The sequence below is a fragment of the Streptomyces sp. NPDC017676 genome, assembly GCF_044329325.1.
Lineage (GTDB): Bacteria > Actinomycetota > Actinomycetes > Streptomycetales > Streptomycetaceae > Streptomyces.
This window is the reverse complement of the sequence record NZ_JBIRJA010000017.1, coordinates 142490-165041: the sequence shown is the minus strand read 5'-3', so window position 1 is coordinate 165041 and position 22552 is coordinate 142490. Positions and strand designations below refer to the sequence as shown.

The following is a 22552-nucleotide window of genomic DNA, read 5'->3' as shown; positions in this document are numbered from 1 at the left end:
GGGGTGCACCGGAGGACAGCCTCCGGTGCACCCCTCAGCGCGTTGCCGCGCGGGTCGCGTCGGCGCCCCAGCTGGCCAGGAGACGGAGGGAGTCCGCGGAGGGCGAGCCAGGTTCGGCGTGATAGGTGAGCAGGGACTGCTCCGAGCCGTCCGTCAGGCGGAAGCTCTCGAAGTTCAGGGCCAGGTCGCCCACCAGGGGATGGTGCAGGTGCTTGACGCCGTGGCTCTTCTCCTTGACGTCGTGCGTGGCCCACAGCCGGCGGAACTCCTCGCTCTTGACCGACAGCTCACCCACCAGAGCCGACAGACGCGCGTCGTCCGGATCGCACCCCGCGTCCATGCGCAGGGCGCACACGATGTCGATCGCCTTCTGCTCCCAGTCCACGAACAGCTCACGGTAGGCGGGGCGCAGGAAGACCAGCCGCGCCCAGTTCCGCTCGGCGGGCGGCAGCTCCCCCCAGTCGCCGAAGAGGGCCGCCGCCATCCGGTTCCAGGCGAGGATCTCCGCGCGCCGGCCCACGATGTACGCCGGTACGCCCTCCATGGTGTCCAGCAGCTGCCGCAGCACCGCCCGCACCTGCTGCTGCCGTGCCGCAGGCTTCTTCTTGTGCGCCTTCGGCTTGGCCAGGTGGGTCAGGTGCGCGTGCTCGGCGTCCGTCAGCCGCAGCGCCCGGGCGATCGAGTCCAGCACCTCGGCCGAGACGTTACGGCCGTTGCCCTGCTCAAGGCGGGTGTAGTACGCCACCGACACCCCGGCCAGCTGCGCCAGCTCCTCGCGGCGCAGCCCCGGCACCCGGCGGTGCCGTCCGAATTCGGCCAGTCCCACGTCCTCGGGCTTCAGCCGGGCCCGCCGACTGCGCAGGAACTCGCTCAGCTCCGCCCGCCGGTCCAGGGGCCGGCCGGTGACCACGCTCGCGTCCGGCTGTTCGTCCCTGCTGTCCATACGTCCAGTATTCCTGGTCGTAGGCGCAGGAGCCTGACCCCGCCAGTAGTACGCACCGCGGTCGTACGCAAAGGCGTGGTCTGGGTGGGCGGCGCCTCGCGCGGCAGGCTGGACGCCGTGCCCGGCAGAAAGGCAGCCGGGCACGGAACCCCCCGCTAGGAGATCCTCCGCATGACCACTGTTGCCGCATACGCCGCGCCCGCCGCGAAGGCCCCGCTGGAGCGGACGACCATCGAGCGACGCGCGGTCGGCGAGTACGACGTCCTGATCGACATCAAGTTCGCCGGTATCTGCCACTCCGACATCCACCAGGTCCGCGAGGGCTGGGGCGAGGCGATCTTCCCGATGGTTCCCGGCCACGAGATCGCGGGCGTGGTCGCCGAGGTCGGCCCCGGCGTGACCAAGTTCCAGGTCGGCGACCGGGTCGGGGTCGGCTGCATGGTCGACTCCTGCCGTGAGTGCGAGAACTGCCTGCGAGGCGAGGAGCAGTACTGCCTCAAGGGCATGGTCGGCACCTACAACGCCGTCGGCAAGGACGGCCGGCCCACCTACGGCGGCTACTCCGAGAAGATCGTCGTCGACGAGAACTACGTCGTCCGCATCCCCGACGGGCTGTCCCTGGACGTCGCCGCCCCGCTGCTGTGCGCGGGCATCACCACCTACTCCCCGCTGAGCCACTGGAACGCGGGCCCCGGCAAGAAGGTCGCGGTCGTCGGCCTCGGCGGTCTCGGCCACATGGCCGTCAAGATCGCGCACGCCATGGGCGCCGAGGTGACGGTCCTGTCCCAGTCCCTGCGCAAGAAGGACGACGGACTGAAGCTGGGCGCCGACCACTACTACGCCACCAGCGACCCGAAGACCTTCGAGGAGCTGGCCGGCACCTTCGACCTGATCGTGTCCACCGTGTCCGCGCCGATGGACTTCGGCGCGCTGCTGTCTCTGCTGAAGACGGACGGCGCCCTGGTCAACGTGGGCGCGCCCGAGGAGCCCATCGCGCTCAACCTCTTCTCGGTGATCGGCGGCCGCAAGACGCTCGCCGGCTCCATGATCGGCGGCATCCGCGAGACCCAGGAGATGCTGGACTTCTGCGCCGAGCACGGCATCGGCGCCGAGATCGAGCTGATCAGCGCGGCCGAGGTCAACGAGGCGTACGAGCGGGTGCTGGCGAGCGACGTCCGCTACCGCTTCGTGATCGACACCGCCACGATCTGACCTGCGGTCCCGCCCGGCCGTAGCCCTGCGAGGCCGTAGCCCTGCCGGGCTACGGCCTGCGGCGGGTCGTCCGCCGGGTGCTGATCGTTGGCCGGGTGCGGGCCGTCGTGGCCCTTCGCGCAGTTCCCCGCGCCCCCTTCGGGGGCGCTATCCGAGACCGAAGCCCTCTCCGGCGCCGTAAGCCCGCACGAGGACGGCTCCGTCTCCCGTCGGCCGTACGACATGGACCCGTCCGGCTCCCGCCACGCGGGCGTCGCCGCCCCCCACCGTGAGCAGCGTGTTCTCGTCCACGGCGACCCCGTACGGAGCGTCCCCCCGCGCGACCGCCGTGACCAGCCGCGCCAGCGTGCCCCACTGGGCCGCGTGCACGTCCACCGCGAACGGCACCAGGCCGAGCCCCGGCCGCACCTCGATCTCCGCCAGGTCCTCCCCGGTCTCCTCCGGGCACACCGCAACCCCGTCCAGCAGCCACCCGCCGACCACAGCCCGGCGCGCGGCCACGGCGGCACCGGCGGAGAAACCGGCGTACGGCATCCCGCGCGCCGCCAGCAGCGCCGGCAGCCGCTCCAGGCAGTCCGCGAGCGCGTCCTGGTACGCGGGCGTGAGCCCACCGCACACCAGCAGCCCGTCGATCCCGTCCAGCACGGCCTCCGGCTCGAACCGGCCACCGAGCGGCACGAGCAACGGCACCGGTGTGCACGGCGGCCCGGCCTTCCGCAGCGCCGCCGTGTACCGCTCGAACTGCGCGGCCCCGTCCCCCTCGTCGAGGATCAGGCACCCGACCCGCCGCTCACCGCCCAGCTCCCGAAGGAACGGCTCGTACACCTCGGCGTGGTCCCAGCCCCCACCGATGAGAAAGACCCGACTGCCCATACCCTCCCCTTCGCCCCTCGTGCCGATCCATCTCGGCACGAGGGGCGAATCTACGGGGAGGGACGGAGAGCCGTCGCCCGAATTAGCTCCGGCGTCCGGTCACCTTCAGGCTCGCGAGACCCCGACCGGGCAGGACACGCCGGTGCCGCCCAGACCGCAGTAACCTGCGGGGTTCTTGTCGAGGTACTGCTGGTGGTACGCCTCGGCGGGATGGAAGGGGCGGCCCTCGGCCGGGAGGATCTCCGTGGTGATCGTGCCGTAGCCGGAGGAGGTCAGGACCTTCTGGTACGCCTCGCGGGAGGCCTGTGCCGTGGCCGCCTGCTCAGGGGTGTGGGTGTAGATCGCCGAGCGGTACTGGGTGCCCACGTCATTGCCCTGACGGAAGCCCTGTGTCGGGTCGTGGGACTCCCAGAAGGTCTTGAGCAGACGGTCGTACGAGATCTGCCGCGGGTCGTGGACCACACGGACCGCCTCCGTGTGGCCGGTCAGGCCCGAGCAGACCTCCTCGTACGTCGGGTTCTCGGTGTACCCGCCCTGGTAGCCGACCAGAGTCGTGTACACGCCCGCCGGGAGCTTCCAGAACGTGCGCTCCGCGCCCCAGAAACAGCCCAGGCCGAAGTCGGCGACCTCCAGGCCCTCCGGGTACGGGCCGAGGAGCGGGGTGCCGAGGACGGTGTGCCGGTCGGGAACCTCGTAGGCGAGTGCGGGGCGGCCCGTGAGCGCCTCCTCGGGGGTGGGCAGCCGGGGCGAGCGGCCGAAGAGCATGGGGTCTCCCTGTCGGTCCGGGGTGGGTGCCGGCGGCCTTGCCTGCCGGCACCGGCGACAACGTCCGGGGGGCCCGCCGCATTCCGGTCAGGCGGGCACCGCCGCGGTCTCCCGCACCGCCTGCACCACGGTGTTGCGGACCCGGCAGTAGTGCCCGGCCATGTCACCCCGGTAGCGCCACGGCAGCGCGTTGACATGGCCGTCCACCAGCTTGAACTGCTCCAGCGCCGCCTCGTTGCGGTCCTGGAGGTGCAGGTAGAACGCCAGCAGGTGGCGCAGCTCCGGCAACCGCGGGTGGGACGGGTCCGCCGCCGCGGCGTCCTGGAGCGCCGCCTCGACCCGGGCCAGCATCTCCGGCGTGTTGTCGGCCGCGGTGTCCTCCGACTCGTCGTGCTCGAAGTGCGCGATGAGCGGCAGCGCCGTCAGCAGGGTGCCGAGCGGCGCGTCGGCGGCGGCCCGCTCGGCGAACTCGAAGGCCAGCCGCTCCGAGCCGCGCCACTTCGCGCACCAGTACTGGAGCGCCGAGAAGTGGGCCTCGTAGTGGTGCGGGGCACGGGCGGATATCTCCGCCCACAACTTGTCCATCTCGGCGTTCGGATAGCCGAGGCCCAGCGCCACCCATATCTCCGCGATGTGCGGCGTCGGGTCGTCCGGGTTCAGCGCCGCCGCCCGGGCGATCTCCTCGCGGGCGGAGACCAGCGTGCGGTGGAAGCCCTCGGCCTGCTCCCGGGTCGTGTACTGGGCCGTCTTCGCACCGCGCAGCTTCCAGGCGAGGATCACCGTGCTGCGCGCCCGGACGACGGCGGCGTCGGGGTCGTCGCGCCGCTCGGCCTCCCACGCCAGCAGCCATCCGTCCTCCTCGGCCGCGCGGTCCGCCAGCAGGTACGCGAGCGCCGACCGGCGCTCCCAGTCCCGGCCGATCGCCGCGAGCAGGTCGGCGGCCGGACGCCAGTCGTCACCGCGCACCGCGGTGAGTGCGGCGGTCCACTCCGCCGGCAGGGGTGCGGCGAAGTCGGTGTTCTGCCGCTCGGCGGGCAGCAGCCCGAGCTTCTCCGCGGCCCGCGCGGCTTCCGCGGCCTCCGTCGCCTCCGCGTCGTCGTCCGGGCTCGGGTGGAACAGCTCCTTCAGGAACACCCAGGCCAGCCACAGCACGAAGATCAGCGTGGGCACGGCCAGGATGCCCAGGATCCAGAAGAGGACGGTCATCGGGGGTCGGTCCGTTCGTTTCGGGAGGTACGGCGGTGGTGGGGCGGTGGTGGGGCGGTGCGGGCCTGCCGGAGAGTCGGCAGGCCCGCGGCCCGTCAGGCGTTCTGGGTCGCCGGCGGCAGGAGCGCCCGCAGCTGTGTGGTGTCGGGGTGGTCGGCGAGCGCCGCCTCGACGGCCGCCTCCAGCGCCGCCTCCGGGCCGTCGTCCTCCGTCTCCGAGCCCCAGCCGGGCAGTCGCACCGTCGCCGGGCGGGACCAGGAGAACTCCCAGTGCAGCAGCGAACGGGAGCTGAACTCGGCCAGCACCATGGTGCGCAGCGAGCGGCGCAGCACGGGCCGTACGAACTCGCGGAACGCCCGCCCCTTCGCGGCGGCCGCCTCCTCCGACAGCGGCAGCTGCTCGGCCACCCGCCACAGCCGGCCGTCGTCGATGACGTCCAGCAGCGCGGACAGCGTCGTCGGCTGCCCGGTGTACTGGGTCAGCGCCCGGTGCAACGGGGTCTGCGTCGCCGACAGGCCCGTGGCCATCGAGGCGTCCAGCAGATCCTGCCAGCCGGCCGCGCGCGGGTAGCGGAGCAGCTCGTCGGCGAGGACGGCGTCCTCCAGGGCGGCCTGGGTGCGCGCCGGGTCGGTCAGCAGGGCCAGCGCCGCGCCCTTGGCCTCGTCGGCGCGGCCGTCGGCGGGCAGCGCCTCGATCCGGCGCACGCGCTCGGCGATCGGCGGGTGCGAGTCGTACGGCCCGGCCGGCTCCTCCGGCAGCTCCGAACGCAGTCCCGCCAGCTCCAGTTCACGGGCCGTCAGCAGCCGGCCGAAGCCGCCGAAGAACTCACCGCGCGGCGGCAGCAGCCGGGCCTGCAGGCCGAGGGTGGCGTACGACTCCAGGTAGAAGTCGTGGGAGGCGGACAGGACCGGGATCTCGCGCAGCGCCGACGCGGTCGCGTCACGTCCGGCGATCCGGGCGGCGGTCAGGTCGGCGGCGAACTCCTGGCCGCGCGCGGTGGAGAGGGAGGCGCGCAGGTAGAGCTTGCCGTACGCGGTGTAGATCTTCGCCATCGTCCGGTACGTCGCTCCGACGCCGGTCGTGTCGATCCGCTTGGCCTTCTTGCCCTTGGCGATCCGCTTGGCGGACGCCTGTTCCTGCCGGGCCCGGTCGGCGGCGACCTTGTCGTCCGCCTTCTCGTGGAACTGGCCGATGACCCGGCCGATCTGTATACGCCCGCGCACGACGAGCGCGGAGAGCCTGGTGTCCCCGCCGGTGAAGTGCCCGAATTCATGGGCGACTACGGACCGCAGCTGAGCCTCGGTCAGGCCGGTCAGCAGCGGGACGCCGAGGTAGAGCCGGCGCGGGCCGGGGAACAGGCCGAGCAGCCGCGGATTCTCGCTGACGGCCGCGTTGACCTCGCCGGTGAGCAGGATCCGGTCGGGCGCGCGGGTGCCGGCCGCCGCGGCCAGCTCCCGGACCAGCGCCCACAGCCGGGGCTCGTCGGCCTCGGTGACCGGGATGCCGTGCCCGTCCTCACCCCTCGGGGTGCGCAGCATCAGCATGCCGCGGACGACGGGGATGGCCAGCAGTACCGTGACGAAGCCGACCTTCACCGTGAGCGGGCCGTGTCCCCAGCTGAACACGAGGACGTCGATGCCGATCAGCGCGGCGAGCAGGACGAGGCTCAGCAGATAGAAGCCGAGCAGCAGGACGAGGGCGCGCAGCGCGCGCAGAGTTGCGCCCATCGGGCAGATCCCCCCACAGGACCTCGGAAAAGGGACATGACGGAGCGCCGGGCCGGCGGTGGGCCGGTCGGTCGCGGGCGGTGCTTGGCGGTGGTGCGGTGGTGCGGTGGTGCGGTGGTGCGGTGGTGCGGTGGTGCGGTGGTGCGGTGGTGCTTTGGCGGTGCCGGCGGTGCTCGGTGGTGCTGGTGGTGCGCTGTGGGGGGATGCGGAGTATGCCCTACCGCAGGTCAGAAGGGCAATGGGGTGGGTGTGGAAGGGAAGGGGGGCGCTCCCGGGCAGGGGCCCGGCGGGCCGCGTCAGCCGGGGAGGCCGGCCGGGTTGCCGCCGTTGGCCTCGTAACCGGCCACCGCCAGCGCGCGGTGCAGGGCGAACTCGGCGGCCGGATCGGTGAACAGGGTCCACGGCAGCGCGCCGACGTGACCGTCGATGTGTATGAGCTGCTGCATGGCCTCCGACCAGCGTTCGGCGCGGACCAGGAAGAAGAGCAGCAGATGCCGGACGTGCGGCAGCGTCGGGTCGTCGGGGTCGGCCGCGTGCACCGCGTGCAGGGCGCCGTGGATCGCCTTGGTGACGACCTCGCTCTGGTAGAAGCTCGCGACCAGGTTCACCTCCGGCAGGTGCTCGAACACCGCGAACAGCGGCAGCGCGGCGAGCAGCGAACCCTCCGGGGCGCGGGCCGCGGCGGCCTCCGCGAAGGAGTACGCCTGCTCGCGCGAGCCGTGCCACTTCTCGCACCAGTAGTGCAGCGCGGCCAGGTGCGCGCCCATGTGATGCGGGGCGCGGTCGAGGATCTTCAGCCACAGCTGGTCGAACTCGGCCTGCTCATAGGCCAGTCCGCGCGCGATGGAGAGCTCTGCCACGTAGGGAACCGGGTCACCGGGCGCCAGCAGGGCCGCCTGCGCACAGGCATCCCGAGCCTCCTCCATGATGATCCGGAAGTCGTCCGTGCCCGGCGTCGACGTCCGCCAGGCCTGCTGCACCAGGAACTCCGCGTGGACGGCGGCGCCGCCAGCGTCCTTGGGCTGCTCGGCCCGCCATACCCGCAGCCACTGGCCGCCCGGCGTCTCGTGCACCCCGCCGGGCCGCTGCTGCAACTCCAGCGCGGCGGCACCGGCGAAGGCCTGCACCCGCTGCCAGCGCCGCTCGCCCTCGGCCTCGGTGCCGGCCAGCAGCTGGGCGGCGGCCCGGTAGTCCTGGGTGCGCTGCACCAGCTCCAGGACCAGGAGCAGGTCCTCGTCCGGGCCGGGCAGGCGCACGTCCAGCTCCTCCTGGCGCACGAAGCCGTAGGCCGCCGGGTCGGCGGCGTCCGGGTGTCCCGGCGGGACCTGCTCGATCGCCCCGCGCCTGCGCCGTATGACCGGGAGCAGCACGAAGCTGAGCAGGAGCAGCGCCATCAGCAGCCAGAGAATCGACATGCCTCAAGCGAACCAGACGCCGCCGACAATTGGCGAACCCCACCGCCGGGCTGTGGAAAACTGCGGACGGGGGCATGACAGCCGGACGCCTCGGGGCATGAGGCAGAGCGGATCGGAGGCATGAGGCACAGCGGATCGCAGCACGACGGCGGTTCCGCCTGAGTGTGCCGGCGGTGCGGCCCGGAGCCTGCCGCCAGGGCCAGGGGCCACCGGGAGCCTGTCGCCACAGACACCCGGAGCCTGCCGCCAAGGGCCGTCCGGAGCGGGACCGCGAGATCGCGGGGCGCGGCGAGACCTCATGGCGGGCGTCACGATCCCGCCGGGCGCATTACGCTCGGTGCACATGAGCGACAGGCACATCAGTCAGCACTTCGAGACCCTCGCGATCCACGCGGGCAACACCGCGGATCCCCTCACCGGCGCGGTCGTCCCGCCGATCTACCAGGTCTCGACCTACAAGCAGGACGGCGTCGGCGGGCTCCGCGGCGGCTACGAGTACAGCCGTAGCGCCAACCCGACCCGGACCGCCCTGGAGGAGAACCTCGCCGCGCTGGAGGGCGGACGCCGCGGCCTCGCCTTCGCGTCCGGCCTGGCGGCCGAGGACACCCTGCTGCGTACGCTCCTCACCCCCGGCGACCACGTGGTGATCCCGAACGACGCCTACGGCGGCACCTTCCGGCTCTTCGCCAAGGTCGCCACCCGCTGGGGGGTGGAGTGGTCGGTCGCCGACACCAGCGACCCGGCCGCCGTACGGGCCGCGATCACGCCGAAGACCAAGGCCGTCTGGGTGGAGACCCCCTCCAACCCGCTGCTCGGTATCACCGACATCGCCGCCGTCGCCCAGGTCGCCCACGACGCGGGCGCGAAGCTCGTCGTCGACAACACCTTCGCCACCCCCTACCTCCAGCAGCCGCTCTCGCTCGGCGCCGATGTCGTCGTGCACTCCCTGACCAAGTACATGGGCGGCCACTCCGACGTGGTCGGCGGCGCGCTGATCGTGTCCGACCCGGCGCTCGGCGAGGAGCTGGCCTACCACCAGAACGCGATGGGCGCCGTCGCCGGCCCCTTCGACTCCTGGCTGGTGCTGCGCGGCACCAAGACCCTCGCGGTGCGCATGGACCGGCACAGCGAGAACGCCACGAGGATCGCCGACATGCTGTCCCGGCACGCGCGCGTGACGAGCGTGCTCTACCCGGGGCTGCCCGAGCACCCCGGCCACGAGGTCGCCGCCAAGCAGATGAAGGCGTTCGGCGGCATGGTGTCGTTCCGGGTCGAGGGCGGCGAGCAGGCCGCGGTCGACGTGTGCAACCGTGCCCAGGTGTTCACCCTCGGCGAGTCCCTCGGCGGAGTCGAGTCCCTGATCGAGCACCCCGGCCGGATGACGCACGCCTCCGCGGCCGGTTCCGCGCTGGAGGTCCCGGCCGACCTGGTGCGCCTGTCGGTCGGCATCGAGAACGTCGACGACCTGCTGGAGGACCTGCGGCAGGCGCTCGGCAAGTAGGGGGTTCACCAGCCGGTGAGCGGTGGGGTCGTCTGCGAGGGCGGCTCCACCCAGGGGTGGGCGTCGGCCGCCCACACGGCGAACGCGACGGCGGCGACGCAGGCCAGCAGCCACAGGATCCGGCGGAGGAGCCGCCGCTGCCGCAGCAGACGTTCCCCACGGCGCACCGCGTCCCCGTACAGCTCCAGCGGCACCGGCGCGCCGCCCCGTTCCATGATCCGCCGCACAGCGGCTTCCCGCTCGTCCCGTTTCACCACGGCCTCCCGCCGCCGGACCGCTTCCGTGAGAAGGGGCCGCCCGGAGGGCGGTGGTACGAGGGGACGCGCCGTACGAGACCGTCGGCGCGGCTCATGACGGGGCCGCCTCGGTGTTCGCCGCGCGGAGGGCCGCCGGGCGGGCGGGGTGCAGCACATCGGCCGTCGCGCGGTCGCAGAGGGTGTGGACGCGTTCCGTCGGCAGGCCGAGCAGGGCCGCCGTCTGCTCCTCGGCCACACCCTCGTAGAACCGCAGCACGAGGACCAGTCGCTTCTGCGGCGTGAGCGCGGCGAGCGGACTGCGCGGATCCGGTCTGGTGCGGCCGAAGGCGCCGTACCGGTGCCAGGTGGTGCGCGCGAAGCGGATGGCGAGGTACTGGCGGGCGCAGTCGTACGGGTCCTCGCCGCGCAGCCTGTCCCAGCGGGCGTAGGTGTGGGCGAGCGCGCGTGTCAGCAGGCGCCGCGCGCGCGGGTTGGCGTCCGGCGCCTCCGCGGTGAGCAGCATGGCGGCGTGCAGCAGGCGCCCGGCCGCGCCCGCGACGAACGCCTCGAACTCCCGGGCCCGGCGGGCATCACGGGCCACTTGCCGATCTCCCACCGCGCCTCCCCCCGACGGGGTCCCGCCCCCGGCCCGGCCGGAGCCGGTCCGGACGAACCCCTCTGCGGACCCGGTCTCATATCAGGCCAGTGGCGGGCCGGGGTCAAGACCCCGGAGCCCCTGCCGTGCGGTATGCGGTCAGGAGGCCGGGGGCTGCTCCGCCGCCGGAACGCCCTGCACCGTCATCCGCGCGGAGAGCGCGTGGTTGAAGCGGGTGAGGAGCGCGCAGAACTGCTCGCGCTCCTCCGGTGCCCAGTCGTGTGTCAGCTCGGCCATGAGCTGACGCCGGGACGAGCGCACCTCCTCCAGCCGCGCGGCGCCGCGCGGCGAGAGCTGGAGCACCACCGCGCGCCCGTCCTCCGGGTGCGAGGTGCGCTTGACGAGCCCGGTGTCGACCAGGGGCGCCACCTGCCGGGTGACCGTGGAGGAGTCGATGCCCATGCTGGCGGCGAGTGCCTTGACGCCCATCGGGCCTTCGTTGTCGAGCCGGTTGAGCAGCAAGTACGCGGCGCGGTCCATGGAGTTGCGCACCTGGCCGACCCCGCCGAGCCGCGTCTGTTCGGCACGGCGGGCGAACACCGCCACCTCGTGCTGGAGGGTGTCGAGGAGACCGGTGTCACCGACGGTCGTCATGTCCATCGACATTTCAGGTGTTGTGGGCATGGCCGGAGGCTCGCTTCATGAAGGGCTGCTGGGTTGGGGGACAGGGTACGCGGCCCGGCGCCGAGCCGTACCAGCGCTGCACGAACCGGTCTCGCTGCTTGGTCACACCCGTCGTGCGCGAACGTGAACTGCGATGCTGGAGTCATGAGCTACCGCACGGCTGACTCCTTGCGCTCCGTGACCCTCGACGATGTGCGAGGCGCCCAGAAGATGCTCTCGGGGGTGGCCCGTGTGACCGCGATGGAGGGCAGCCGGCACCTCTCCCAGCTGGTCGGCGCCCCCGTGCACCTGAAGTGCGAGAACCTCCAGCGGACCGGCTCGTTCAAGCTGCGCGGCGCCTATGTGCGGATCGCCGGGCTGCTGCCGGAGGAGCGGGCGGCCGGTGTGGTGGCCGCGAGCGCCGGCAACCACGCGCAGGGCGTCGCGCTGGCCTCCTCCCTGCTCGGTGTGCACGCGACGGTGTTCATGCCCAAGGGCGCGCCGCTGCCGAAGATCAGCGCGACCCGGGACTACGGCGCCGAGGTGCGCCTGCACGGCCAGGTGGTCGACGAGACGCTGGCCGCCGCCCAGGAGTACGCCGCCGAGACCGGCGCGGTGTTCATCCACCCCTTCGACCACCCGGACGTGATCGCCGGCCAGGGCACGGTCGGCCTGGAGATCCTGGAGCAGTGCCCGGAGGTCCGCACGATCGTCGTCGGCATGGGTGGCGGCGGCCTCGCGGCGGGCATCGCGGTGGGGGTGAAGGCGTTGCGGCCGGACGTGCGGATCGTCGGCGTGCAGGCGGAGGGGGCCGCCTGCTACCCGCCGTCGCTGGCAGCCGGGCACCCGGTGTCGTTGCTGGACCCGGCGACGATGGCGGACGGCATCAAGGTGGGACGGCCCGGTGTGGTGCCGTTCGGGATCGTCGACGAGCTGGTCGACGAGGTGCGCACGGTCAGTGAGGACCAGTTGTCGGCGGCGCTGCTGCTCTGCCTGGAGCGGGCCAAGCTGGTCGTGGAGCCGGCCGGTGCGAGCCCGGTGGCGGCGCTGCTGGCCGCGCCGGACGCCTTCGAGGGTCCGGTCGTCACGGTGCTCTCCGGCGGCAACGTCGACCCGGTGCTGATGCAGCGGGTGCTGCGGCACGGCATGGCCGCGCAGGGCCGTTACCTGGCCGTCCGGCTCCGGCTGACGGACCGGCCGGGCGCGCTCGCCACGCTGCTCGGGGTGCTGTCGGCGCTCGACGTCAACGTCCTCGACGTCAGTCACGTCCGCACCGGTCCCCGGCTCGGTCTGACGGAGGCCGACGTGGAGCTGCACCTGGAGACGAAGGGCCCGGCGCACTGCGCCGAGGTCGGCCGGGCCCTGCGCGACGCCGGTTACACCGTCATGGCCTGACCCGCGGCGGCCACCACGGCCATCACCCGTTCGAGCGAAGTCTCTTGAGAGACGCGATACATCGCGTTATTGTGTCTCGTGTGGCCGCCGACCGGCCTGCCCGCACGTGCACGGCACCCCTGCGCACCGGCGTCCGCATCCGTGAAAACCACGGGCACGGGCGGGTGAACATACCTAGCCTTTGCGAAGAATCCGTCCCCGAAATCCCCGACGACGTGGAGACACACATGCCAGGTGCCATCTATGCCGAAGGTCTGGTGAAGACCTTCGGCGACGTCAAGGCACTGGACGGCGTCGACCTCGATGTGCCCGAGGGCACGGTCCTCGGCCTCCTCGGGCCGAACGGCGCCGGCAAGACGACGGCCGTCCGCTGCCTGACGACCCTGCTGCGCCCCGACAGCGGCAAGGCGGTGGTCGCCGGCGTGGACGTGCTGCGGCACCCCGACGCCGTGCGCCGCTCCATCGGCCTGTCCGGCCAGTTCGCGGCGGTCGACGAGTACCTGACCGGCCGGGAGAACCTGCAGATGGTCGGGCAGCTGTACCAGATGCGGGCGAAGGCGGCCAAGGCGCGCGCGACGGAACTGCTGGAGCAGTTCCACCTCACAGAGGCCGCCGACCGCACCGCCAAGACCTACTCCGGAGGCATGCGCCGCCGGCTGGACCTCGCCGCGGCCCTCGTGGTCTCACCGCCGGTGATGTTCATGGACGAACCGACGACGGGCCTCGACCCGCGCAACCGCCAGCAGCTGTGGGAGGTCATCAAACAGCTCGTCTCCGGTGGTACGACGCTGCTGCTCACCACGCAGTACCTGGAAGAGGCCGACCATCTGGCCCACGACATCGCGGTCGTCGACCACGGCCGGGTCATCGCCAAGGGCACCTCCGACCAGCTCAAGGCCCGCACCGGCGGCGAGCGCGTCGAGGTCGTGGTGCACCAGCGGGAGGAGATAGCCGCCGCCGCGGAGGTGCTGCGCGGCTTCGGCAAGGGCGAGACCACGGTCGAGGAGCACACCCGCAAGCTCACGGTGCCCGTCACCGGCGGCGCCAAGCTGCTCGCCGAGGTCATCCGGGAGCTGGACTCGCGCGGGATCGAGATGGACGACGTCGGGCTGCGCCGCCCCACCCTCGACGACGTCTTCCTGTCCCTGACCGGACACGCGGCGGAGAGCGCCGAGCAGGACGAGCGCAACGGCAAGGAGACCGTGAAATGAGTGCCGTGACCGAGACCGCGCCCGTCGCGGCGCCCGGCAACCCCGTGGGCAGATCCGTCCGGGACTCCCTGGTCATCGCCCGCCGGAACCTGATCCGCATGGGCCGGATCCCCGAGATGCTGATCTTCGGACTGATCCAGCCCATCATGTTCGTGGTGCTGTTCACCTACGTGTTCGGCGGCTCGATCCAGGTCGGCTCGTCCAACTCCACGCAGGCCTACCGCGAGTTCCTGATGGCCGGCATCTTCGCCCAGACCGTCACGTTCGCCACGGCGGGTGCCGGCGCGGGCATCGCCGACGACATGCACAAGGGCCTCATCGACCGGTTCCGCTCCCTGCCCATGGCGCGTGGCGCGGTCCTGACCGGGCGCACCCTCGCCGACCTGGTCCAGACGGCGCTGACCCTGCTCGTCCTCGCGGTCGTCGCCGTGCTGGTCGGCTGGCGCACGCACGAGAACTTCGGCAAGGTGCTCGCCGGATTCGCCCTGTTCCTGCTGCTCGGATACGCGTTCTCATGGATCGGCGCGCTCATCGGTCTGTCCGTGCGCACCCCGGAGGCGGCGACCTCGGGCGGGCTGATCTGGCTGTTCCCGCTGACGTTCATCTCGAACGCGTTCGTGGACGCCAACCAGATGCCGGCCTTCCTGCGGCACATAGCGGAGTGGAACCCGTTCAGCGCCACCGTGCAGGCCTGCCGCGAGCTGTTCGGCAACCTGCCCCCGGGCTTCCGGACACCCGACGCGTGGCCCATGCAGCACCCGGTCCTGGCCTCGCTGATCTGGTCGGTCGTGATCATCCTGGTCTTCCGCACCCTCGCGGTGCGCAAGTACCGCTCCGCGACCGCCTGACAGCACGACGGCGGCGGACACGGGTCCGAGCGACGGACCCGGGGCATGACAAGGCCCCCGGCGGCCCTGAGGGCGCCGGGGGCCGGAAGCCAACCAGGGGGCCGGGATCAGCCCGTGTACGGCTCGGCCTTCAGGATCCGGACCGAGGCCTTCTTGCCGTTCGGCAGCTCGTACTCCGCGTCCTCGCCGACCTTGTGGCCGATGACGCCCGCGCCGAGCGGGGACTGCGGCGAGTAGGTCTCGATGTCGGCGCTCGCGTACTCGCGCGAGGCGAGCAGGAACGTCAGCGTGTCGTCCTCGTCACCGTCGAAGGCGATCGTGACGACCATGCCGGGCGCGACGACACCGTCCGCGGCCGGCGGCTCGCCGACCTTGGCGTTCTCAAGGAGCTGGGTCAGCTGGCGCACGCGGAGCTCCTGCTTGCCCTGCTCCTCCTTGGCCGCGTGGTACCCGCCGTTCTCGCGCAGGTCGCCCTCCTCGCGCGCGGCCGCGATCTTGGCGGCGATCTCCGTGCGCGCAGGACCAGTAAGGTACTCAAGCTCGTCCTTGAGCTTGTTGTACGCCTCCTGGGTCAGCCAGGTGACGTTCTCGCTGGTCTGGGTCACAGGGTGCTCCTCGTCGGTACTGGGAATACAAAGCATCGCCCTACCCAGAAGAATGTTCCCTCATGGATGGGCGAAACCACGAGCCTAACAATTCAACGCCGGAAGGGGGAGGACATAAGCCATCAGAATCACATCAACGCAGGTCAGGGCCTACGCATTCCGGGTGAACCCGGAGCGTGCCCGCGCGTGTCCGCAGCGTGTCAGTCGGCGTGACAGCCCAGCAGCTCGGCCGTCGTCCCCTGCGCCGTCGTACGGAGCGTGACGACCTTGTCGATCCGGGTGGCCGACCCGGAGAAGCGGAAGTCCGCGCGGCCCACCTCGGCGCCGTCGGCCGACTGGGAGCGCAGGGTGCAGTAGCCGGAGGCGCCGGCGTCCTTGCGGACCTCCAGATGCACCTTGACCGCGTCGTCGGAGGCCTGGAAGGTGATGACCTCGGCGCTGATCTCGTTCTGCGCGACGTAGTGGTAGGCGAAGTAGCCGATCAGTGCGAGCAGGGCCGCGCCCAGCACCGAACCGGCGATCCTGAGCTTGCGGTCGGCGCGCTGATCCGAGGAACGGCCGTAGCGGCCCTCGGGCAGCTGCGTGCTCGCGGTACTCATGATCGTCCTCTCCGCGGAATTATTCGCCCCCCGATTCGGTCACTATAGAAGCCGCCGATCGCGCCGCAGACGCGGGGCGCCGACTTACCGAGGATTGAGTCTTGACTGACCAGCTACGACTGATGGCCGTTCACGCGCACCCCGACGACGAGTCGAGCAAGGGCGCGGCCACCATGGCGAAGTACGTGTCCGAGGGGGTGGACGTGCTGGTGGTGACCTGCACCGGCGGAGAGCGCGGGTCCATCCTCAATCCGAAGCTCCAGGGCGACAGCTACATCGAGGAGCACATCCACGAGGTGCGCCGCAAGGAGATGGACGAGGCCCGGGAGATCCTCGGCGTCAAGCAGGAGTGGCTCGGCTTCGTCGACTCCGGTCTGCCGGAGGGCGACCCGCTGCCGCCGCTGCCCGAGGGCTGCTTCGCCCTGGAGGACGTCGACAAGGCGGCCGGTGAGCTGGTGAAGCAGATCCGTTCCTTCCGCCCGCAGGTGATCACCACCTACGACGAGAACGGCGGCTACCCGCACCCCGACCACATCATGACCCACAAGATCTCCATGGTGGCGTTCGAGGGCGCGGCGGACACCGAGAAGTACCCCGAGACCGAGTTCGGCCCCGCCTACCAGCCGCTGAAGCTCTACTACAACCAGGGCTTCAACCGTCCCCGCACCGAGGCGCTGCACCAGGCCATGCTCGACCGTGGCCTGGAGTCGCCGTACGGGGAGTGGCTCAAGCGGTGGAACGAGATGGAGCGCGCCGAGCGCACCCTGACCACGCACATCCCGTGCGCGGACTTCTTCGAGATCCGCGACAAGGCGCTGATCGCCCACGCCACGCAGATCGACCCGGACGGCGGCTGGTTCAAGGTGCCGCTGGAGCTCCAGAAGGAGGTCTGGCCGACCGAGGAGTACGAGCTGGCGAAGTCCCTCGTCGATACCTCCCTCCCCGAGGACGACCTCTTCGCGGGCATCCGGGACAATGCCTGACATGAGCGCAAGCGTGAGCCTGGCAGTGACGCATCTCGTCCCCCTCGCCAAGGAGGTGGACGAGAACAAGGTCACCCCCGGCGTCCTCGGCTTCATCGTCTTCGCGGTGATGGCCGTGGCCGTGTGGGGCCTGATGAAGTCGATGAACAAGCACATGCAGAAGGTCGACTTCAAGGAGTCCCCGGACGCCGACGCGGAGAAGACCCGGGAACCGGCCGACTCCGCGACCCGGCAGCGCTGACCCGCCCGGGTCAGTGTCCCTCCGGCACCGCCACCCCCATCACCTCCCGGGCGTGGCGGTCCGGAGTCATGCGCAGCCGCCAGGCCTGCCAGCCGTCCTCCAGCCGGACACCCCGCTCCAGCAGCAGGGCGTACGCCGGGACGTAGTCCTCCAGCTTCCCGTCCCGCAGCGGATGCGAGGCGCGGGCCAGCTGGGCCAGCTCCTCCTGGGCGACGGCCGTGCCCACCTCCACCCCGCCCGGCGCCGCGTACGGCAGCAGGGTGCAGCGCAGGAAGCGGGCCCAGTCCTCGCCGCGCCGGTCGCCGTAGGACGTGAACAGGGTGAGCGCCTCGTCGCACAGGGCCAGCGCCTGCTGCGTCCGCGCGTTGCCCGCGTCCACCACCGCCAGCTCCAGGCAGGTCCACGCCTCGCCGTGGGCGACGCCGATCCGCTGGAAGTCGGCGCGCGCGTCCACCAGGAGCTGACGGGCGAAACCGGAGTTGCGCAGCGAGCCGGTCTGCGCGGCCCGCTGGTCGCGGGTCGCCCGCGCCGAGTGGTGCCGGGCGCAGGCCAGGCCGTACACGTCCCGTATCCGGGAGAACATCGTCCGCGACCGCTCCAGCTCGCGCACCGCCTGGTCCAGCTCGCCGGTCTCCTCCAGCGCCTGCCCCAGGTAGTACAGCGTCCACGCCTCGCCGCGCGCGTCCTCGTTCTCGCGGTGCCGGGGCACCGCCTGGCGCAGGCTCTCCGCGGCCGCGGAGGCGTCGCCGGCCACCAGCCGGGCCCGGGCCAGCTGGGTCAGCGCCCACGCCTCCCCACGGGCGTCCTGCGTCCCGCCGTACCGCTCCAGGGCCGCCCGCAGCTCCGTCTCCGCGCGTGGTACGTCGCCCAGCCGCAGTGCGAGCTGGCCGAGCTGGAAGTGCGCCCAGGCCTCGCCGTGCACCGATCCGCCCTCGCGGTGCAGGACCAGGGAGCGGGTGAGCAGGTCCAGCGCCTGAGCCAGCCGGGCCCGGTCCCGTTGGACGGCCGCCAGCGCGTGCATCGTCCACGCCCGGTCCGTCGCCAGCTCCGGCGCCGCCTGGAGGTCCAGGGCCTCCTGGAGCCTGGCCGTCGCCTCGGTGAGATTGCCCTGGTGGTGCAGCGTGATCCCCAGCGAGGTCAGCGCGCGGGCCGCCCCCGCCTCGTGGTGGGCCTCCCGGTACAGGTCCACGACCGAGGTCAGCGTGGTCCGCGCCTTGTCCAGCTCACCGAGCTGCCGTGCCGCGATGCCGGTACGCCACTGCACCGAGCGCACCAGCAGCCCCTGGTCCACCGACTGCGCCAGCTCGCTGATCTCACCGAGCCGGTACAGGTCGCCGCGCAGCAGGCAGTAGTCGCACAGCGCGCCCAGCAGGTTCAGCACGGCCGCCTGGTCCACGCCCTCCGCGTGCCGCAGGGCCGCCGTGATGAAGCTGGACTCGTCGTCCAGCCAGCGCAGCGCCTCGTCGAGCGAGGGGAAGCCGTGCGAGCCGAACTGGTTCGACCGCGTCGACATGTTCCCGTCGACCAGGCGCAGCACCGAGTCGGCCAGCTCCGCGTAGTTCACGATCAGCCGCTCCTGCGCCGCCGCCCGCTCGGCCGGGTCCTCCTCGTCCAGCAGCCGGGCGTGCGCGAAGGCCCGTACCAGGTCGTGCAGCCGGTAGCGGCTGCCGCGCACATGGTCGATCAGGCCCGCCCGGGCGAGCTCCACCAGATGCCGGGTGGCCTCGGCCTCGTCGGTGGCCAGCAGCGAGGCCGCCGCCGCCGCGCCCAGCGAGGCCCGGCCCGCCAGGGCGAGCCGGCGCAGCAGCCGGCGGGTGGGCTCCGGCTGGTCGGTGTAGCGCAGCCACAGCGCCCGCTCCACCGGCTCCACCGGACCGTACGCGCCCAGGTCCGCGGCCAGCTGCCGGGGTGAGCGCGGGCCCAGCGCCGAGCCCGCGACCCGCAGCGCCAGCGGCAGCCCGCCGCACAGCTCGCGGACCCGGTCGGCGGAGTCGGCGTCGTACGGCCCCGACGCGTCCTCGGCCGCCGCGCTCAGCAACTCCTCGGCGCCCACCGCGTCCAGCGCCCGCACCGGCAGCTCGTGCACCCAGGCCGCCAGCTCCGCGGGCAGGTCGAGTGGGGTACGGCTGGTCACCAGCACCAGGCTGTCGGACCGCTCCGGCACCAGGGCGCGCACCTGCTCCGGGTCCGAGGCGTCGTCCAGCACGATCGTCACCGGCAGTCCGGTCAGATGCCGGTGGTACAGCTCGGCCAGCCGCTTGACCTGCTGGTCGGGGGAGGACCGCTCCCGGAACAGCAGCTGCTCGCGGGGCGCGCCCAGCCGGTTGAGCAGGTGCAGCAGGGCGTCCCGGGTGGACAGCGGTGCCTCCTCCCGGCTGTCGCCGCGCAGGTCCACCACCACCGCGCCCCGGAAGTGGTCCCGCAGCTCGTGCGCCGCGCGCACCGCGAGCGTGGTCCGGCCGGAGCCGGGCTCGCCGTGCAGCACCACCAGCGTCGGCCGGGTCTCGGTGGCCGCACGGGCCGCCTGCGCCCACTGCCTGATCCGTCCCAGCTCCGCCCGGCGTCCGGCGAACGGGCCGTCGGCGTCCGGGAGCTGCCCGAAGGACTGCTCCAGCACCGAGCGCCTGCGGGCCGCCGCGCTCTTGTCCGCGCCGCGCAGCGTCGGGCCACCGCCCTTCTTCTTGGCGCCGGTGGAGGCGCTGAGCACCCGCTGCTGGTCGAGGAACGGGCGGATGCCCCGCACCTCCAGCGCGGTCAGCCACTGCAACCGCAGCTGCTCCGGGCCGCCGGGCTGGCCGGCCGCGCCCGCGCGGTGGTGGGCGGCGGGAAGGTGCGCCCCGGCCACCTTCACCACCGTCGCCGCGGCGCCCACCGCGCCCGCGGTGGCGCCCGCGCCGAGGGCCGTGCCGGTACCGGTGCCGAGGGCCAGGTCGGCCACGGCGGCGGCGACGGCGGCGACCGCCGCGACGAGCAGGGCCGTTCCGGCGCCTTCGCGCGCGTACCGCTGGCCGAAGGTCAGCCGGCCGGCCTCGGCCTCGTCCAGTGCGCGCGTGTAGGCCGCGTACTCCTCGCCGGCCGCACCCGCCATCGCGTCCAGCGCGCCGCGCGCCCGTGACAGCAGCAGCTGACCGTCGATCCGCCCGCCCGACCGCCGTACCTCCTCCTCCACGGCCCGCACCAGCAGCCGCTCGGCCTCCGCCCGATGACCGTCCCGCATGTCCCGTCCCCCTCCGGCGTCAACTCCGTTGCGTACGAGTGTCCTTCGGGGAAGGCGGCATGGCGAGGGGGTGGCGATCAGCGGGGGTGGTGAGGGTTTCGTGTCGACCGCCTCCCGGCCGATCACGTCCGGGAGCCGCGCCCCACGGCGTCGCCACGGCGCCCGCCGGTCCGGCGAAACCCGGAGCCGCCGTCCGGGGCTGACGTTCCGCGCGGGGATCGCTGCGGCAGGATGGAGTCATGCCGAATCGACTGGCCCATGAGACGTCCCCGTACCTGCTCCAGCACGCGGACAACCCCGTCGACTGGTGGCCGTGGTCCGGCGAGGCCTTCGACGAGGCCCGCAGGACCGGCAGGCCCGTCCTGCTGAGCGTCGGGTACAGCAGCTGCCACTGGTGCCATGTGATGGCCCACGAGTCCTTCGAGGACCGGGCCACCGCCGACTTCCTCAACGAGCACTTCGTCAGCGTCAAGGTCGACCGCGAGGAGCGGCCGGACGTGGACGCCGTCTACATGGAGGCCGTCCAGGCGGCCACCGGGCACGGCGGCTGGCCCATGACCGTGTTCCTCACCCCGGACGCTGAGCCGTTCTACTTCGGCACCTACTTCCCGCCCGCGCCCCGGCACGGCATGCCCTCCTTCCGGCAGGTGCTGGAGGGCGTCCAGCAGGCCTGGACCACCCGCCGGGACGAGGTCGCCGACGTCGCCGGGAAGATCGTCCGCGATCTCGCCCAGCGGGAGGTGGTCCGGCAGGCCGCCGAGGCGCCCGGCGAGCAGGAGCTGGCGCAGGCCCTGCTCGGGCTCACCCGTGAGTACGACCCGCAGCGCGGCGGATTCGGCGGCGCGCCGAAGTTCCCGCCGTCCATGGTGCTGGAGTTCCTGCTCCGCCATCACGCGCGGACCGGTGCCGAGGGCGCGCTCCAGATGGCCCGGGACACCTGTGAGCGGATGGCCAGGGGCGGCATCTACGACCAGCTCGGCGGCGGGTTCGCCCGGTACTCCGTGGACCGCGACTGGGTCGTGCCGCACTTCGAGAAGATGCTGTACGACAACGCCCTGCTCTGCCGGGTGTACACCCACCTGTGGCGGGCCACCGGCTCGGACCTCGCCCGGCGGGTCGCGCTGGACACCGCCCAGTTCCTGCTGCGCGAACTGCGCACCGCCGAGGGCGGATTCGCCTCCGCCCTGGACGCCGACAGCGACGACGGCAGCGGACGGCACGTCGAGGGGGCGTACTACGTCTGGCGGCCCGACCAGCTGCGTGAGGTCCTCGGCGACGACGCCGACCTCGCCGCCCAGTACTTCGGCGTGACGGACGAGGGCACCTTCGAGCACGGCCAGTCCGTCCTGCAACTCCCGCAGACGGAAGGCGTGTTCGAGGCCGAGAAGATCGCCTCCGTCAAGGACCGGCTCCTCGCCGCCCGGGACCGGCGGCCCGCGCCCGGCCGGGACGACAAGGTCGTCGCCGCCTGGAACGGGCTCGCCATCGCCGCGCTCGCCGAGACCGGTGCCTGCTTCGACCGGCCGGACCTCACCGAGGCCGCCGTCGCCGCCGCCGACCTGCTGGTCCGCGTCCACCTCGACGAACACGGGCGGCTCGCCCGTACCAGCAAGGACGGCCGGGTCGGCCCGAACGCGGGCGTGCTGGAGGACTACGCCGACGTCGCCGAGGGCTTCCTCGCGCTCGCTTCCGTGACCGGCGAGGGCGTCTGGCTCGACTTCGCCGGACTGCTGCTCGACCACGTCCTCGCCCGCTTCACCGACACCGGGACCGGTGCCCTGTTCGACACCGCGTCCGACGCAGAGCAGCTCATCCGCCGGCCCCAGGACCCCACCGACAACGCCGCGCCCTCCGGCTGGACCGCCGCGGCCGGCGCGCTGCTCAGCTACGCCGCGCACACCGGCTCCGGGCCGCACCGGGCCGCCGCCGACCGGGCGCTGGGCGTGGTGAAGACGCTCGGGCCGCGTGTGCCCCGGTTCATCGGATGGGGGCTGGCCGTCGCCGAGGCACTGCTCGACGGGCCGCGCGAGGTGGCGGTCGTCGGACCGGCCCCGGACGACGAGCGGACGGCGGCCCTGCACCGTACGGCGCTGCTGAGCACCGCCCCCGGGGCCGTCGTCGCCTGCGGCACCCCGGACAGCGAGGAGTTCCCGCTGCTCGCCGGCCGCACCCTCACCGACGGCGCGCCCACCGCCTACGTCTGCCGCGGCTTCGTCTGCGACCTGCCGGTGACGGACCCGGACGCCTTGCGGACGAAACTGACCGCCCCCTGACAGCCCCGACCACCGGCCCAGCGCCCCGCCACCGACTCCACCGG

General features: G+C 72.7%; 20 protein-coding genes. 8 read left to right on the top strand and 12 right to left on the bottom strand.

What is annotated here, in order from left to right; translation table 11 throughout:
* Window positions 1-34: 34 nt before the first annotated feature.
* The gene (locus tag ACH4LD_RS32380; RefSeq protein ID WP_398057634.1) at window positions 35-943 is read right to left on the bottom strand and encodes a helix-turn-helix domain-containing protein; all 909 of its coding nucleotides are present in this window, start codon (window positions 941-943) and stop codon (window positions 35-37) included.
* A 171-nt stretch (window positions 944-1114) separates the two neighbouring features.
* Here ACH4LD_RS32380 and ACH4LD_RS32375 point away from each other — a divergent pair, with 171 nt between their 5' ends.
* Window positions 1115-2155, top strand: a complete 1041-nt coding sequence (locus tag ACH4LD_RS32375) for an NAD(P)-dependent alcohol dehydrogenase (RefSeq protein WP_398057635.1) — start codon at window positions 1115-1117, stop codon at window positions 2153-2155.
* A gap of 147 nt (window positions 2156-2302) precedes the next feature.
* Here ACH4LD_RS32375 and ACH4LD_RS32370 read toward each other — a convergent pair whose 3' ends face one another.
* From ACH4LD_RS32370 to ACH4LD_RS32350, 5 genes are all read right to left on the bottom strand, one after another.
* Window positions 2303-3028, bottom strand: coding sequence for a hypothetical protein (locus tag ACH4LD_RS32370; RefSeq protein ID WP_398057636.1), 726 nt, complete (start codon window positions 3026-3028; stop codon window positions 2303-2305).
* Between the two features lie 105 nt (window positions 3029-3133).
* Window positions 3134-3793: a peptide-methionine (S)-S-oxide reductase MsrA gene (gene msrA, locus ACH4LD_RS32365; RefSeq protein WP_398057637.1), complete on the bottom strand. Its 660-nt coding sequence runs from the start codon at window positions 3791-3793 to the stop codon at window positions 3134-3136.
* Window positions 3794-3880: 87 nt separating this feature from the next.
* Complete coding sequence (locus ACH4LD_RS32360; RefSeq protein ID WP_398057638.1) at window positions 3881-4999, bottom strand: hypothetical protein; 1119 nt, start codon at window positions 4997-4999, stop codon at window positions 3881-3883.
* A 95-nt stretch (window positions 5000-5094) separates the two neighbouring features.
* Window positions 5095-6726: a M48 family metalloprotease gene (locus ACH4LD_RS32355; protein WP_398057639.1), complete on the bottom strand. Its 1632-nt coding sequence runs from the start codon at window positions 6724-6726 to the stop codon at window positions 5095-5097.
* Window positions 6727-7022: 296 nt separating this feature from the next.
* Window positions 7023-8141: a hypothetical protein gene (locus ACH4LD_RS32350; RefSeq protein WP_398057640.1), complete on the bottom strand. Its 1119-nt coding sequence runs from the start codon at window positions 8139-8141 to the stop codon at window positions 7023-7025.
* Between the two features lie 343 nt (window positions 8142-8484).
* Between ACH4LD_RS32350 and ACH4LD_RS32345 the strand changes: the two genes are divergently transcribed.
* Window positions 8485-9642 (top strand): cystathionine gamma-synthase, encoded by a 1158-nt coding sequence (locus ACH4LD_RS32345; RefSeq protein ID WP_103815867.1) that lies wholly within the window; start codon window positions 8485-8487, stop codon window positions 9640-9642.
* A gap of 5 nt (window positions 9643-9647) precedes the next feature.
* Here ACH4LD_RS32345 and ACH4LD_RS32340 read toward each other — a convergent pair whose 3' ends face one another.
* The 3 genes from ACH4LD_RS32340 to ACH4LD_RS32330 form a co-directional block, all read right to left on the bottom strand.
* Window positions 9648-9896, bottom strand: a complete 249-nt coding sequence (locus tag ACH4LD_RS32340) for a hypothetical protein (RefSeq protein WP_398057641.1) — start codon at window positions 9894-9896, stop codon at window positions 9648-9650.
* A 94-nt stretch (window positions 9897-9990) separates the two neighbouring features.
* Window positions 9991-10494 (bottom strand): sigma factor-like helix-turn-helix DNA-binding protein, encoded by a 504-nt coding sequence (locus ACH4LD_RS32335; RefSeq protein WP_398057642.1) that lies wholly within the window; start codon window positions 10492-10494, stop codon window positions 9991-9993.
* A gap of 138 nt (window positions 10495-10632) precedes the next feature.
* Window positions 10633-11139 carry a MarR family winged helix-turn-helix transcriptional regulator gene (locus ACH4LD_RS32330; RefSeq protein ID WP_181140640.1) on the bottom strand — a complete coding sequence of 169 codons (507 nt, stop codon included), beginning with the start codon at window positions 11137-11139 and terminating at the stop codon, window positions 10633-10635.
* Between the two features lie 162 nt (window positions 11140-11301).
* On the opposite strand from ACH4LD_RS32330, the gene ilvA reads away from it, so the two are divergent.
* The 3 genes from ilvA to ACH4LD_RS32315 all read left to right on the top strand — a co-directional run bounded on the left by ilvA (window position 11302) and on the right by ACH4LD_RS32315 (window position 14590).
* Entirely contained in the window at window positions 11302-12531 is a 1230-nt protein-coding gene (ilvA, locus tag ACH4LD_RS32325) for a threonine ammonia-lyase (protein ID WP_398057643.1), read from the top strand.
* A gap of 227 nt (window positions 12532-12758) precedes the next feature.
* Window positions 12759-13742, top strand: a complete 984-nt coding sequence (locus tag ACH4LD_RS32320) for an ATP-binding cassette domain-containing protein (protein ID WP_398057644.1) — start codon at window positions 12759-12761, stop codon at window positions 13740-13742.
* Window positions 13739-14590, top strand: a complete 852-nt coding sequence (locus ACH4LD_RS32315) for an ABC transporter permease (protein ID WP_398057645.1) — start codon at window positions 13739-13741, stop codon at window positions 14588-14590. Before ACH4LD_RS32320 ends, ACH4LD_RS32315 begins: the two co-directional genes overlap by 4 nt.
* A gap of 107 nt (window positions 14591-14697) precedes the next feature.
* Here the strand turns inward: ACH4LD_RS32315 and greA are convergent, their stop codons facing one another.
* Both greA and ACH4LD_RS32305 read right to left on the bottom strand, forming a co-directional pair.
* Complete coding sequence (gene greA / locus ACH4LD_RS32310; protein ID WP_132792424.1) at window positions 14698-15195, bottom strand: transcription elongation factor GreA; 498 nt, start codon at window positions 15193-15195, stop codon at window positions 14698-14700.
* Between the two features lie 200 nt (window positions 15196-15395).
* The gene (locus ACH4LD_RS32305; protein WP_132792421.1) at window positions 15396-15794 is read right to left on the bottom strand and encodes a DUF4307 domain-containing protein; all 399 of its coding nucleotides are present in this window, start codon (window positions 15792-15794) and stop codon (window positions 15396-15398) included.
* Window positions 15795-15916: 122 nt separating this feature from the next.
* Between ACH4LD_RS32305 and mca the strand changes: the two genes are divergently transcribed.
* Together mca and ACH4LD_RS32295 are read left to right on the top strand one after the other, a co-directional pair.
* Window positions 15917-16777: a mycothiol conjugate amidase Mca gene (gene mca / locus ACH4LD_RS32300; RefSeq protein ID WP_398057747.1), complete on the top strand. Its 861-nt coding sequence runs from the start codon at window positions 15917-15919 to the stop codon at window positions 16775-16777.
* The gene (locus ACH4LD_RS32295) at window positions 16770-17018 is read left to right on the top strand and encodes a hypothetical protein (protein ID WP_398057646.1); all 249 of its coding nucleotides are present in this window, start codon (window positions 16770-16772) and stop codon (window positions 17016-17018) included. The genes mca and ACH4LD_RS32295 overlap by 8 nt, the downstream gene beginning before the upstream one ends.
* A 10-nt stretch (window positions 17019-17028) precedes the next feature.
* On the opposite strand, the gene ACH4LD_RS32290 is transcribed toward ACH4LD_RS32295, so the two are convergent.
* A complete protein-coding gene (locus ACH4LD_RS32290; protein WP_398057647.1) occupies window positions 17029-20235 on the bottom strand; it encodes a tetratricopeptide repeat protein in 3207 nt (1068 codons plus the stop codon).
* Between the two features lie 239 nt (window positions 20236-20474).
* Here ACH4LD_RS32290 and ACH4LD_RS32285 point away from each other — a divergent pair, with 239 nt between their 5' ends.
* Window positions 20475-22508 (top strand): thioredoxin domain-containing protein, encoded by a 2034-nt coding sequence (locus tag ACH4LD_RS32285; protein WP_398057648.1) that lies wholly within the window; start codon window positions 20475-20477, stop codon window positions 22506-22508.
* Window positions 22509-22552 lie beyond the last annotated feature (44 nt).

Excerpts from the sequence above, each read along its gene's own strand:
- ACH4LD_RS32380 (WP_398057634.1), bottom strand. The coding sequence starts at position 943 with ATGGACAGCAGGGACGAACAGCCGGACGCGAGCGTGGTCACCGGCCGG.
- ACH4LD_RS32375 (WP_398057635.1), top strand. The coding sequence starts at position 1,115 with ATGACCACTGTTGCCGCATACGCCGCGCCCGCCGCGAAGGCCCCGCTG.
- ACH4LD_RS32370 (WP_398057636.1), bottom strand. The coding sequence starts at position 3,028 with ATGGGCAGTCGGGTCTTTCTCATCGGTGGGGGCTGGGACCACGCCGAG.
- msrA (WP_398057637.1), bottom strand. The coding sequence starts at position 3,793 with ATGCTCTTCGGCCGCTCGCCCCGGCTGCCCACCCCCGAGGAGGCGCTC.
- ACH4LD_RS32360 (WP_398057638.1), bottom strand. The coding sequence starts at position 4,999 with ATGACCGTCCTCTTCTGGATCCTGGGCATCCTGGCCGTGCCCACGCTG.
- ACH4LD_RS32355 (WP_398057639.1), bottom strand. The coding sequence starts at position 6,726 with ATGGGCGCAACTCTGCGCGCGCTGCGCGCCCTCGTCCTGCTGCTCGGC.
- ACH4LD_RS32350 (WP_398057640.1), bottom strand. The coding sequence starts at position 8,141 with ATGTCGATTCTCTGGCTGCTGATGGCGCTGCTCCTGCTCAGCTTCGTG.
- ACH4LD_RS32345 (WP_103815867.1), top strand. The coding sequence starts at position 8,485 with ATGAGCGACAGGCACATCAGTCAGCACTTCGAGACCCTCGCGATCCAC.
- ACH4LD_RS32330 (WP_181140640.1), bottom strand. The coding sequence starts at position 11,139 with ATGTCGATGGACATGACGACCGTCGGTGACACCGGTCTCCTCGACACC.
- ilvA (WP_398057643.1), top strand. The coding sequence starts at position 11,302 with ATGAGCTACCGCACGGCTGACTCCTTGCGCTCCGTGACCCTCGACGAT.
- ACH4LD_RS32320 (WP_398057644.1), top strand. The coding sequence starts at position 12,759 with ATGCCAGGTGCCATCTATGCCGAAGGTCTGGTGAAGACCTTCGGCGAC.
- ACH4LD_RS32315 (WP_398057645.1), top strand. The coding sequence starts at position 13,739 with ATGAGTGCCGTGACCGAGACCGCGCCCGTCGCGGCGCCCGGCAACCCC.
- ACH4LD_RS32305 (WP_132792421.1), bottom strand. The coding sequence starts at position 15,794 with ATGAGTACCGCGAGCACGCAGCTGCCCGAGGGCCGCTACGGCCGTTCC.
- mca (WP_398057747.1), top strand. The coding sequence starts at position 15,917 with ATGGCCGTTCACGCGCACCCCGACGACGAGTCGAGCAAGGGCGCGGCC.
- ACH4LD_RS32295 (WP_398057646.1), top strand. The coding sequence starts at position 16,770 with ATGCCTGACATGAGCGCAAGCGTGAGCCTGGCAGTGACGCATCTCGTC.
- ACH4LD_RS32290 (WP_398057647.1), bottom strand. The coding sequence starts at position 20,235 with ATGCGGGACGGTCATCGGGCGGAGGCCGAGCGGCTGCTGGTGCGGGCC.
- ACH4LD_RS32285 (WP_398057648.1), top strand. The coding sequence starts at position 20,475 with ATGCCGAATCGACTGGCCCATGAGACGTCCCCGTACCTGCTCCAGCAC.